We start from the raw sequence: 12,269 nt of genomic DNA, 5'->3' as shown, positions 1-12,269 counted from the left end.
GGTCAACATGTCAGCCACTTTGCCCGTCGAAGAATCGGTGCGCGCCACGAGCGCGCAACGGTCCAGAAAGAAGGGCGTATTTCTCATCATCGGCGGCGTCGCCGTGCTTGGCGCGATGGCGTGGGGCGCGCACTGGTGGACGGTGGGGCGCTTCATCGAAAGCACTGACGACGCGTATCTGCAAGCCGACGGCATGACCGTCGCGCCGAAGGTGTCGGGCTACGTGGCCGACGTGCTGGTCGGCGACAACCAGACTGTCAAACGCGGCCAGCCGCTCGTGCGACTCGACAGCCGCCAGTACGACGCGGTGCTCGAACAGGCGAACGCGACCATCGCCGCGCGCCGCGCCGACATCCTGCGTGGCGAAGCGGAACTCTCGCAGCAGCAGGCGGCCATCGCGCAAGCCCGCGCGCAACTCGACGGCGCGAGCGCGAACGAGGCCCACGCCGCCGATCAGGTCAAGCGCTATGAGCCGCTCGCCGCGACGGGCGCCGAGACGGGCGAGCGCGTCGCCGAGTTGCGCAACACGCAGCGTCAGGCGAGCGCCACGCGCGCCGCGGATGCCGCCGCGCTGCAAAGCGCCGAACGCCAGATCGCGACCACGCACGCCGCGATCGAACAGGCGCGCGCGCAACTGACCGCCGCCGAGGCAAGCGCGCGCCAGGCGCAACTCGACACGCAGGACACGGTGCTCAAGAGTCCCATCGACGGACGCGTCGGTGACCGCAGCGTGCGCGTCGGTCAGTACGCGCAGCCGGGCTCGCGCTTCATGACGATCGTGCCCGTGCAGAATGTGTATCTCGTCGCGAACTTCAAGGAAACGCAGATCGGCATGATGCGCGTCGGGCAGCCCGTGACGCTGCGCGTCGATGCGTTGCCGGGTACGAAGCTGCACGGCAAGATCGACAGCTTCTCGCCGGGCACGGGTTCGCAGTTCGCATTGCTGCCCGCGCAGAACGCGACGGGCAACTTCACGAAGATCGTGCAGCGCGTGCCCGTGCGCATCCGGCTCGACGTCGGGCAGGAAACGCGCAAGGTGCTGCTGCCGGGTCTGTCGGTGAACGTCGACGTGGACACGCGCGGCGCGCGCGACAACGAAGCGCGCATCGAACGCGAGAACGGCCGTGGCTGAGCACACTGCCGCGAAACCAGCCAACGCCACGGCCGCCGACTGGATAGCCGTGGCCGCGGGCGCGCTCGGCGCGCTGATGGCGACGCTCGACATCTCGATCACGAACTCCGCCTTGCCGCAGATTCAAGGGCAGATCGGCGCGACGGGCACTGAGGGCACGTGGATATCGACGGGCTATCTGATGTCCGAGATCGTGATGATTCCGCTCGCCGCGTGGCTTACGCGCGTATTCGGGCTGCGCAATTTCCTGCTCGGCAACGCGACGCTCTTTACGCTGTTTTCGATTCTCTGCGGGATGTCGCACAGCCTGCCGCAAATGATCGTCGGGCGGATCGGCCAGGGGTTCGCCGGCGGCGCGATGATTCCGACCGCGCAGACCATTGTCGCGACGCGGCTGCCGCGTCATCAGATGCCGATCGGCATGACGATGTTCGGACTGATCGTGCTGCTCGGGCCGTTGCTCGGGCCTGTGGTCGGCGGCTGGCTTGCGGAGAACATCGACTGGAGCTGGTGTTTCTTTCTCAACCTGCCCGTGGGCGTTGCGCTCGTCGTGCTGCTCGTCGCCGGGCTGGATAACGCGCGCACCAACTGGCAGCAGTTCGTGCGCGCGGACTGGCTCGGTATCATCGGGATGGCGGCGGGTTTGAGTTCGCTGACCGTGGTGCTCGAAGAAGGGCAGCGCGAGCGCTGGTTCGAATCGCCGATGATCGTGTGGTTGAGCGTGGTCGCGGCTGCTGGCATTGTGTTGCTGCTCGCGGCGCAGTTCGTCTCGAAGCAGCCGATCGTGCGTCTGAAGCTGCTGACCAACGCGCGCTATGCGAGTGTGATCTTCATCGTCTTCACGGTCGGCGCGGGGCTGTACTGCGTGTCGTATCTGCTGCCGCAGTTTCTCTCCGGCGTAGCGGGTTACAACGCGCAACAGTCGGGCGCGGTGATGCTGATGTCGGGTCTGCCCGCGTTTCTGATGATGCCCGTGCTGCCGCGCCTGATGGGACGCGTCGATACGCGTCTGCTCGTGATGGCGGGCCTTGCGTGTTTCGCGGGCAGTTGCATGCTCGACATTTCGCTGACGGCGCAAAGCGCGGGCGACGACTTCACGTGGTCGCAACTGCTGCGCGGCGTCGGCCAGGTGCTCGCGATGATGCCGCTGAACCAGGCATCGATGGCGGCCGTGCCGCGCGAACAGGCGGGCGATGCCGCGGGTCTCTACAACATGGCGCGCAACCTGGGCGGCTCGGTCGGGCTCGCACTGCTCGGCACGTTCATCGACCGGCGCAACACGTTTCACGACGACATGATCCGCGAGTCGGTGACGGCGAATTCGCTCATCGGTCAGGAGCACGTCACGCAGAGCGCAGCGGGCTTTTTCGCGCAGCACGGCGACATGGCCTACGCGAAGATGCAGGCGCTCGGCCAGCTCGCGGCGCAGATGCAGTTGCAGGCGAGCGTGATCACGTTTTCAGAGACGTTCTACGTGCTCGCCGTCGCGCTGCTGCTGTGCATTCCTCTCGCTTTTCTTCTCAAGAAGCCGGCACCGGGCACGCCGTCGGCCGGACATTGAAACCTGTGATGAAGTCATTTGATTTTGCCGCTCAGCGCGGCGCTGCTGCCGCGCGCTCCGATTCCCGTTTCGTGTCGCGTCGCGTTTCGCATCTCGCGTCGATGTTTTCGCCCGTCGCGGCTGCACTGACGTTGCTGCTCGCGGGCTGCACGGTCGGCCCCGACTACAAGGGCGCGCCCACCACAACCAACGCCAGCAGCTTCAAGCGTGCGCCCGACGGCGTCGTTGCGACTGCGCCGGGCGTCGCCGCGTGGTGGGTCGCGCTTAACGATCAGCAATTGACCGCGCTGATCGAAGCGGGGATCGGCAACAGCCCGGACCTGCGCGCGGCGCAGGCGCGCGTACGCCAGGCGCGCGCCGGGCTGACGCAGCAGCAACGCAACGCGTTGCCGAAAGTCGGCGCGAGCGCGGCGTATCTGCGTACGCGCGAGCCCGATCTGTCGTCGCTGAGCGGTGGCAGTTCCGGTTCGTCGGGCGGGCGCGGACCCATCTCGCTGTATCTGGCGGGCTTCGACGCCAGCTGGGAACTCGATCTGTTCGGCGGCACGCGTCGCGCGGTCGAAGCGGCGTCGGCGGAAGCGGGCGCGTCCGAAGCCGACCTCGCCGATACGCACGTGCAACTCGCCGCGGAAATCGGCAGCGCGTATGTCGGCTTGCGCGATCAGCAGCAGCGCATCGCGATCGTGCGCAAATCGGCGGAGCTCGAAGAGCACGTGCTGTCGCTGACCGAGCAGCGGCGCGAGCGCGGCGTGTCATCGCAAGTGGACGTCGAACGCGTGCGCACGCAAGTCGAGAACACGCGCAACGCGCTCATTCCCCTCGATGCGCAGATCGCCGAATCGCTCGACGAACTCGCGCTTCTGACGGGCCGCGAGCCGGGCGCGCTCGATGACATGCTGAATCAACCCGCGCCGCTGCCCGCGTTGCCGCAGACGGTTGCCGTCGGCGACCCGGCGCAATTGCTGCGGCGGCGTCCCGATGTGCGCGCGGCCGAGCGGCGGCTCGCGTCACAGAGCGCGCAGATCGGCGAACGCGAAGCGGACTGGTTTCCGAAAGTCACGCTGTTCGGTAGCCTGAGCTTCAGCGCCGCGGACCCGGGCCATCTGGTGCGCAAGGACAACCTCACGTGGCTCGGGGTACCGTATCTGCAATGGAACGCTTTCGACTTCGGCCGCACGAAAGCGAAAGTCGATCAGGCGCGTGCGTCGTTCGACGAAGCGCAGGCGAAGTACGAAAGCACCGTGCTCGGCGCGCTGCGCGATGCCGATGTCGCGCTGTCGCGTTACGGGCATGAGCGCGAGAACGTGGTCAGCCTGCGCACGGTCGAAGGGTCCGCGACGCGCGCAGCGACCTTGACCGAGCAGCGCTATCGTGCGGGCACGGCGACGGCGCTCGACTGGATCGACACGGAACGCACGCGCTATACAGCCGAGCAGAATCGCGTGCAAAGCGACGCGCAACTGATCAAGGACTACGTCGCGTTGCAGAAGAGTCTGGGGCTTGGCTGGGAAGGTACCGCGTCTGCTCAGTAGTCGTGCGAGAGGACGAAAAGAAAAAACGCCACTGCGTGCTATGCGCGGTGGCGTTTTTTTGTGCTCGTCGCATCAACGCGATTTCACTTTCCGCACAACAGCAGCAGACGCTCCTGATCGGAGCACGGCCGTTTGTTCACTTTCGGCGCGGCAGGTTGCTGCTGCACTGCCGCCGTCGCGCCGCCCGCCGGCATCGACGCCCGGCGCGCAATGCACGAGCGCAAATGCCGCTCGATAGGCGGATAGTATTGCCAGCCTTTCGTGAGCGGCGGCAGTTCGAGCTTTACCTGCTTCCACTTCGGATGGCCCTTTTCCTGCAACACGTCGAAGTTCTCGCACAGTGAATCGGCGAAGCGGTTCAGGTTGCTCACCGTGTCGCGCAGGCCGTAGTCATAGGTGACGAGAAAGGCTTTCACGGTGAGCGTCGGCACGTCGTCCTTCAGCCAGTTCGGATAGCTGCTCTGGCGGATCGTCGCCGGGAAATACGTTTCCCTGGCGCGCGTGGTTTCGGACGCGTTGGGATCGGCGCGCAAGATGCGGATCTGCGCGAGCAGATCGGGATTCATATCGGTGAAGAGCTTGGCCGGTTGTCCCGCGACGATCACGGCCACGTCGATCTTCTTCACGACGAGCGCGGCAATCGCGTCTTCGTTGGAAAGACTCTGGACGTTCTGCTCGGGAATCGGCTGATTGAACATCAGGTGGTAGAGCGTGGTCGACGATTGCGCCGTGCCGCTGCCGATTGGACCGATGCTGATGACCTTGTCCTTGATCTCGTTGATCGTTTTCATCGACGAGTCGTCGCGCACGACGAAATAGATCTCCTCGTTGTAGAGCGGCATGATGAGCCGCAGCGGGCGGATCGTCGTGCCCGCGTCGGCATTGCCGGAATTGGCCATGTCGATATACGCCTGATACACATCCGATTGCACGAGCGCAAGCTTCACGCCCGGCTCGAAACGCATACGCTGCACGTTCTCCGCGGAGCCTTTCGACGGCATCACTTCGAGGTCGATGCCCGCGGGCTGCGCGACATACTTCGCGAGATCGGCGCCGATCTGGATGTACGTGCCGCGCTCCTGTCCGGTGACGATCTTGTAGTGCGCGCTGACCCCGGCCGCGACGGCCAACGACGCGATCATCAAGCACACCAGTCCCGTCAATCCCGTCAGCATTTTTTTGAGCATGGTCTACCTACCTTATGGTGTGTTGAACAGCATGCGCCAACGGCTGACGCGCATGTTCCGTTACATCAGGCATTGCAATGCGTTAAGTAGCTTCGTTTTCTCGATTGCGTGACGTGCTCTTCTTGCTCTACTGTTTGTTCGCTGACGGCGCCTTTTTCCAGCCCGATTCGCGGATCGCGCGCATTTGCGCTTCGATGCTGCTGGCGGCCGTGTTCGTTGCTGGGGGAGTGGCTGCGTTGTTCGTCGTTGCCGCGTTGTTCGTGGGCATGGTGGGCGCCGGCGCTGCGTTCGCGTTGGCTTGCGGCGTCGTGGCGCGCGGCGCGGCCGCGGTTGCGCCCGACAGCGGTTTCCAGCCCGTTGTAAGAATCACGCGTTCGAGCAGCGCCTGCGCATCGACGCTGCTGACGTCGATCGCGAGCGCTTGCGCTGCGCGCTCGCGCACGCAGCCCCATAACTTGTCTTTCGCACAGGTGGTCGCAACGCCGAGCGCAACGTCACGCTTGTTCTCGCGATCCTTCAGATCGCTTTGCATCTGCATCGCTTCCGCATTGCTTGCCTCGACAGACAGTGCGTCTGATAGCGCAGACTGCGCTTCGGCGAGGTTGTTATGCGTGAGCGCGGCGCGGGCCGCGCGCAATGCATCGGGCACGTCCCGGTAGTGCTGGGCCACGCGCGGGCGCGGAGGCGCGATGGGCGCGAGCGGCGTCTTCGCGGCGGGCACGTTGGTCACGTTGGCGGTCGGTGTGTTGCGCGCGCTTTGCGGCGCGGCGTACGGTGAAATCGATCCGCCCGACGTGCTCGCGCTGTTCGTCGCTTCGTCGGTGGCCGTGTCCTGCCTGTGGTTGTCGCCGAGCAGCAGATAGCCCGCGTAGCCGAGCGCGACGATGAAGAGCAGCAGCACGACGCCCTTCGTGGCGAGCCAGCGGCCGGCCGATTGCCGTAGCGGTGGCGGCTCCTCGATCGGCGGAACTGGAAGGTCGGGCGAGGCGAGCGACGGGAGGCCGGCTGCCTCAGGGGTATGGACTTCGTCAGGAGCGGGCGGTTGTGTGTCGACGGCTCTCAGTTGCGTGCCGTTCCGTTTGCGCTGGGTTCGTTCGAGAGGATGATCGGCGCCGCAGTACGGGCAGAATTCGACATGCTGATACAGCACACCCCCGCACCGTGTGCACGGCGTTGGGAAACCCTGGGCAGGTGACGTTTCAGCAGACATGCTTAACCCCAACCAGTTGTAGGCGATGCCATTTCGGCATGCTCAGGATCGAAGTTGAAGCAAACTCGCAGTTGGCGGAACTCGCGATCCACATGCGCTGGGTAGCGGCCGGCCCAGTCCTTTCGTTACGGGGCCGCTGTGTGTGCCAATATGGTTTCTTTCGCTCGTCGCGTCAATCGACGTTGTTACCTACCGAACACAAACGTGTCGTGATTTCCGGGGGAAAACGAACGCGCATCAGGGTTTTTGCATAGACGCGAATACAACGTGGCGCGTCACTGATTAATCATAGGAAACACATCGATCAGATCAAAGGCCGGCGTGCAAAGCGGCCGGCCCATGTATGTGAAAACTGCAGAGCATGTCGAATGAATGCTGCACGACTTTTGTGCGTGACGTTGAGCGTGAGTGTGCTTCTGTTTGCTAGCGTTTGTCCGTTTTCGCCAGAGCGTTACTGCTTGCGCAGCGGATGATCTCTCAACAGCCATGCAAGCGCGAACGCGAGCACCACCACACACGCCGCGACGATATACACCGTATGCAATGCGCTTGCGAACGCCTGCAGATAATCGTCGCGCAACACGGCAGGCAAGTGATGAATCGCAGCGGGGCCGAGCGCGTGCGGCAGTTCGGTGTCGGGCGGAATCAGCGCTTGCAGGCGCGAAGCGAGTCCGTTCGAAAAGATCGCGCCGAATGCCGCGACGCCGACCGAGCCGCCAATCGAACGGAACAGCGTCGCGCCCGACGTCGCCGTGCCGAGATGCTTGAACGGCACGGCATTCTGCACGGCGAGAATCAGCACTTGCATCACCATGCCGAGACCGCAGCCGAGCACGCCCATGTACGCATACATCACATGAACGGGTGTCTCGAGCTTGAGCGTGGTCAGCAGCACCATCGCGACGCCGACGAGAAACGTGCCCATGATCGGGAACATCCGGTATTTGCCGATCCGGCTGATGATGCGGCCTGTGATGATCGACATCAGCAGCACGCCGCCCATCATCGGCAGCATCTGCATGCCCGCTTCCGATGGCGTCGAATTCTTCACCACCTGCAGATACATCGGCAGGAACGTCACCGAGCCGAACAGCGACACGCCGACGATGAACCCGATCGCGCTCGACAGCAGGAAGGTGCGGTCGCGAAAGAGTTCGAGCGGCATGATCGGCTCGACGGCGAGACGCTCTTCATAAATGAATCCGCCGATGCAGATGAACGCGAGCAGCAGCGTGCCCCAGAGTTGCGGCGACGTCCACGGTAACACCGTGCCGCCCTGGCTCGTGAACAGGATCAGGCAGGTGAGGGCGCCGGCGAGAAAAGCCGCGCCCATGTAGTCGATGGTGTGCTTTACATGCGCGACGCGTGGCTTGAACACCGCGCCGATCACGAGCAGCGCGACGATGCCGAGCGGCACGTTGATATAGAAAATCCAGCGCCACGACAGATGGTCGACGAGAAAGCCGCCCATCATCGGACCGATCACGGTCGCCAGACCGAACACGCCGCCGAACACGCCCTGATAGCGGCCGCGCTCCGCAGGCGGAATCACGTCGCCGATCGCCGCCATCGTGATCACCAGCAATCCGCCGCCGCCCAGCCCTTGCAACGCGCGCAACAGGATCAGCTGCGTCATGTTCTGCGCGACGCCGCAGAGTGCAGAGCCGATCAGAAACAGCACGATGGCCGTCTGCAGCACGACCTTGCGGCCGAACAGGTCGCCGAACTTGCCGTACAGCGGCACGACGATCGTCGACGTCAGCAGGTACGCGGTGACGACCCACGACAGGCTGTCCAGTCCGCCAAGCTCGCCGACGATAGTAGGCAGCGCCGTCGATACGATGGTCTGGTCGAGCGCGGCGAGCAGCATCACCAGCAGCAGTGCCGGAAACAGCACGCGAAGAGACGGGCGCTCGATGGCTGCGGGCGCCGCTTCGGCAGGAAGAGTGGGGCTCTGCATCTGGGCTTCCATGGCGTTCAAGATGCCTTGAAATTAATTAACATGAAGATTAATATATGACATATTCCAGCGTTCGTCAAATTCATGGTCATGGCAACAAAATCGGCAGCGGTAGCGGGTTCGGATCAGGCTGAGCAGGCGTCTCAGGCGCGGGGCGGCGACGACGCAAGCGCACAAGGCGCGCCCGCTGGGCGCCGGCCCGGCCGTCCTTCCGGCAGCGGGCGCGGGCCGGAGCAGCGCGCCCGTTTGCTGGACGCGGCGCTCGCGCTGTTCGCGCGGCAGGGTATCGTCGATACGACGCTCGGCCAGGTCGCGCGCGAGGCCGGTTTCACGCCCGCGATGATGCATTACTACTTCAAGACGCGTGATCAACTGCTCGACGTGTTGATCGACGAGCGCTTCCTGCCGTTGCGCGCGAAGCTAAGTGGCTCTTTTCAGACGCATCCCGACGACCCCATCGCAGGGATCACGCTGCTCGCGCAGCGGCTCGTCGAAGTGGCGGGCGATTATCCGTGGTTCCCGTCGCTGTGGATCCGCGAAGTGATCAGCGAAGGCGGCCTGCTCAAGCAGCGCATGCACGAGCGCTTCGGTAACGCGAACCAGAAAAGCGGCATCGAGTTCATCGAGAAATGGCAGAAGGAAGGCAAGCTCAATCGGGAGCTGGAGCCCTCGCTGGTTTTTCTGTCGGTGATCGGACTCACGATCTTGCCGCTCGCGACGTCGTCGATGTGGCGCAACGATCCGGCGCGCCGCAAGCTGACAGCCGACGACATCGCGCGTCATGCGGTCGCGCTGCTTACACACGGCGTCACCCCGCCTGCTGCAGCGTGAACGGCGTTGGATCAAAATAGCGGAAGGCGCCTGGGCACCGAGTCCGGCGCGGCACGCTACGTGCTTCATGCTATGCGTTTCGCAAGTCTGCTTTCGGACGGTCACGCAACCGCCTTGCGCAATCGTCACCATGGCGCGGTGTGTTCTGCCGTCAAGCTATATGCCGAAGCGGACAAGCGCACAGTCGCTTGCAACTCGTTCGGTAAAATTGAGTCCGACTGAACGATATGCGCCGCGCGACGGCGCGCGCAGTCACGAATTTGCGAAACAGGGGAGTTTGTCGGACGAACAGCGCGTCCGTCACTCGTTGGTAAGAACGTCCATACGAGAGTAGAAACGTTGAACCGTTTTCCGCTGCCGGCGCTGGCGCGGTACACATTGCGTTAGATACATCATGGCCACGTCAGAGTGCATAACCAGCTTTTCAAGCCATAACATCAAGATGAACGGAGTATTGAGGCTCGATCAGGCCACGATCGTGCTCGTGGAAGACGATCCGCAGAACAGGGAATCGTTGAAGATTTTGCTCGAATCGGAAGGCGCCCACGTCATCGCCGTGGCGGATGCGGAAGAGGGTGTCGAGGCGGCCGTGCGGGCGTTGCCCGATGCAGTCGTCTGCGATCTCGATCTGCCCGCTATGGACGGCTTCTATCTGATTCAGCGCGTACGGGATCACGAGATTCGCGGCGATCATTCACCTTCGGTCGCAGTGGCCTTGACGGGCCATACCGATGAAGCCTACCGGCTGCGCAGCATCGGCGAAGGATTCCAGCATTTCATGACGAAGCCGGCGCCGCCCGAGGCGCTGGTGACGCTATTGCATGACGCGATAGGCGCGCGCGCCGCCGGTTTGACCTGACGCTCGAACCGCGGCGCTTTGACGGGTGTGTTCAGCTGCCGGCGGCTTGCGCCGCCTGGCACGCGGAACACAACCCTTTCAGCTCGATTCCATCACCGGCGAGCCGGTATCCTGCGTTTTCGATTTGCGCGACGAGTGCTTCGCGCAGCGCCGGCTGATGCAGTTCGGTGACGTTGCCGCATTGCTGGCACACCACCAGAATGCCGTGCTGGCATTGCGTGAGATCGTGGCAGACGGCGAACGCGTTGATCGACTCGATCTTGTGCACGAGCCCGGCGGACAGCAGGAAATCCAGCGCGCGATACACGGTGGGCGGCGCGGAGCCAGGGTGAATCTGACGCATGTCGTCGAGCAGCGAATACGCCTTGGTGGCGCGGCCCGACGTCAACAGCAACTCCAGCACCTTGCGGCGGATCGGCGTGAGCTTTTCGCCGCGCTCGCGGCAGTATTCTTCGGCCAGCGCGAGAGCCGCCTCGGCCGAGGCAGGCGTGCCGTGCGCGTGATCGTGATGCGGGTCGTCCGCGTGCGAATGCGCGTGATCTGCGGCATGCGCGTGATGCGCATGACCCGGCGTGGATGCAGCGTCGGCAGCGGTTGGCTTGGCGTTTTTCATCCGCTGATTATACGGTGCGTCAATCGAGCTTCACGTCGAACCCGCGCTTCACGCCCGGACGTGCGAACAGCGTCTCGTACCAGCGCTTCACGTTCGGAAACTCGGCGAGATCGACCTTGTGGCGCTCGTGCCGCCACGCCCAGCCGAGAATCGCGAAGTCGGCGATCGACAGGTCGCCCGCCACGTATTCGCTTTTGGCAAGGCGCGCGTCGAGCACTTTGTACAGGCGCCGCGTTTCGGTGGAAAAGCGCTTGAGGCCGTAGCGCTTGTCGTCTTCGGAAGCGAGCGCCGCGAAATGATGCACCTGGCCCGGCATCGGCCCGAAGCCGCCCATTTGCCACATCAGCCATTCGAGTACGGGCACCCGGTCGCGCAGGCTCTGCGGCAGGAATTTGCCCGTCTTTTCGCCGAGATACAGCAGGATCGCGCCCGATTCGAACACGCTGATCGGCTTGCCGTCCGGTCCGTCGGGATCGACGATCGCGGGAATCTTGTTGTTCGGGCTGATCGCGAGAAAGTCCGGGTCGAACTGCTCGTCCTTCGTGATGTTGATCAGCTTGACGGCGTACGGCAGTGCCATTTCTTCGAGGGCGACGCTGATCTTGCGGCCGTTCGGCGTGCCCCATGCATAAAGCGAGATAGTCATATTCAGGTCAGATCGAAGTCGACGTATAGCTTGAAGCCGGAGCGGGTCGACAGCCGCTGATACCAGCGTTCGAGATTCGGCAGCGACGCACGCTCGACGCCCGGCAGCCCGAACCAGCGCTTCGCATACGCGCCTAGCACGATGTCCGCCAGCGTGAACTTCTCGCCTTCGATGAAGAAGCGCCCTTGCAGGTGCGCATCGAGTATCTTCCACAGCTTCGCGACGTTGTCGATGTCGGCGGCGAGCTTCGCGTTGTCGCGCTCGGCCTCGGGCGTGCGCACGATGGCCCAGAACACGGGACGCTCGGCAGGCTGCAGCGTGGACAGCGACCAGTCGAGCCAGCGGTCGATGCTGGCGCGCGCCTTCGGTTCATCGGGGTAGAGTACGCTCGATTCGCCGTACTGCATGACGAGATAGCGCAGGATCGAGTTCGATTCCCACAGCGCGTAGTCGCCGTCGACGAGCGTCGGCACCTTGCCCGTCGGGTTTATCGCGAGGTATTCGGGTTCGTCGTTGCGGCCGAACTGCAGGCCGGCGTCGATGCGGTTGTAGGGCAAGACCAGCTCGTCGCACACCCACAGGATCTTCTGCACATTGACCGAGTTGGCGCGTCCCCAGACTGTAATCATCCGGTAATCCTCTTTCGTCTTCTTGATTGGCAAGCCGCGCTGCGCGCGGCGTTCAACCAGCAACGATACACGAAGCGGCCTTTTTCTTCCGGCAGCGGCCAATGCCCCT

Annotated in this window: 11 protein-coding genes; 5 read left to right on the top strand and 6 right to left on the bottom strand. The window is 63.8% G+C overall.

The features are described 5' to 3' along the window. The first annotated feature begins 7 nt into the window (after positions 1-7). From C2L64_RS27410 to C2L64_RS27400, 3 genes are all read left to right on the top strand, one after another. Positions 8-1,132, top strand: a complete 1,125-nt coding sequence (locus C2L64_RS27410; RefSeq protein ID WP_086908484.1) for an HlyD family secretion protein — start codon at positions 8-10, stop codon at positions 1,130-1,132. Then, a complete protein-coding gene (locus C2L64_RS27405; protein WP_090838510.1) occupies positions 1,125-2,693 on the top strand; it encodes an MDR family MFS transporter in 1,569 nt (522 codons plus the stop codon). Before C2L64_RS27410 ends, C2L64_RS27405 begins: the two co-directional genes overlap by 8 nt. Positions 2,694-2,794: 101 nt before the next feature. Next, entirely contained in the window at positions 2,795-4,225 is a 1,431-nt protein-coding gene (locus tag C2L64_RS27400) for an efflux transporter outer membrane subunit (RefSeq protein ID WP_039901522.1), read from the top strand. An 83-nt stretch (positions 4,226-4,308) separates the two neighbouring features. Here C2L64_RS27400 and C2L64_RS27395 read toward each other — a convergent pair whose 3' ends face one another. From C2L64_RS27395 to C2L64_RS27385, 3 genes are all read right to left on the bottom strand, one after another. Continuing rightward, positions 4,309-5,412: a TAXI family TRAP transporter solute-binding subunit gene (locus tag C2L64_RS27395; RefSeq protein WP_007588692.1), complete on the bottom strand. Its 1,104-nt coding sequence runs from the start codon at positions 5,410-5,412 to the stop codon at positions 4,309-4,311. Between the two features lie 127 nt (positions 5,413-5,539). Further along, positions 5,540-6,562 carry a hypothetical protein gene (locus C2L64_RS27390; protein ID WP_007588691.1) on the bottom strand — a complete coding sequence of 341 codons (1,023 nt, stop codon included), beginning with the start codon at positions 6,560-6,562 and terminating at the stop codon, positions 5,540-5,542. A gap of 511 nt (positions 6,563-7,073) precedes the next feature. Then, the gene (locus C2L64_RS27385) at positions 7,074-8,582 is read right to left on the bottom strand and encodes an MDR family MFS transporter (RefSeq protein WP_007588690.1); all 1,509 of its coding nucleotides are present in this window, start codon (positions 8,580-8,582) and stop codon (positions 7,074-7,076) included. Between the two features lie 84 nt (positions 8,583-8,666). On the opposite strand from C2L64_RS27385, the gene C2L64_RS27380 reads away from it, so the two are divergent. Together C2L64_RS27380 and C2L64_RS27375 are read left to right on the top strand one after the other, a co-directional pair. Beyond that, positions 8,667-9,413, top strand: coding sequence for a TetR/AcrR family transcriptional regulator (locus C2L64_RS27380; RefSeq protein ID WP_007588689.1), 747 nt, complete (start codon positions 8,667-8,669; stop codon positions 9,411-9,413). 394 nt (positions 9,414-9,807) lie between these two features. Beyond that, positions 9,808-10,272, top strand: coding sequence for a response regulator (locus C2L64_RS27375; protein ID WP_007743670.1), 465 nt, complete (start codon positions 9,808-9,810; stop codon positions 10,270-10,272). Between the two features lie 31 nt (positions 10,273-10,303). Here C2L64_RS27375 and C2L64_RS27370 read toward each other — a convergent pair whose 3' ends face one another. Genes C2L64_RS27370 through C2L64_RS27360 form a run of 3 tightly spaced genes read right to left on the bottom strand, consistent with a single transcriptional unit; the run spans position 10,304 to position 12,160 of the window. Next, complete coding sequence (locus C2L64_RS27370; protein ID WP_007588686.1) at positions 10,304-10,885, bottom strand: Fur family transcriptional regulator; 582 nt, start codon at positions 10,883-10,885, stop codon at positions 10,304-10,306. Positions 10,886-10,904: 19 nt separating this feature from the next. Continuing rightward, positions 10,905-11,531, bottom strand: coding sequence for a glutathione binding-like protein (locus C2L64_RS27365; RefSeq protein ID WP_007588684.1), 627 nt, complete (start codon positions 11,529-11,531; stop codon positions 10,905-10,907). A 2-nt stretch (positions 11,532-11,533) separates the two neighbouring features. Next, positions 11,534-12,160 (bottom strand): glutathione S-transferase family protein, encoded by a 627-nt coding sequence (locus tag C2L64_RS27360; protein WP_007588683.1) that lies wholly within the window; start codon positions 12,158-12,160, stop codon positions 11,534-11,536. Positions 12,161-12,269: the final 109 nt, after the last annotated feature.

It is taken from the genome of Paraburkholderia hospita (assembly GCF_002902965.1).
In the GTDB taxonomy this organism is placed as follows: Bacteria; Pseudomonadota; Gammaproteobacteria; order Burkholderiales; family Burkholderiaceae; genus Paraburkholderia; species Paraburkholderia hospita.
This window is presented reverse-complemented; position numbering and strand designations above follow the sequence as displayed.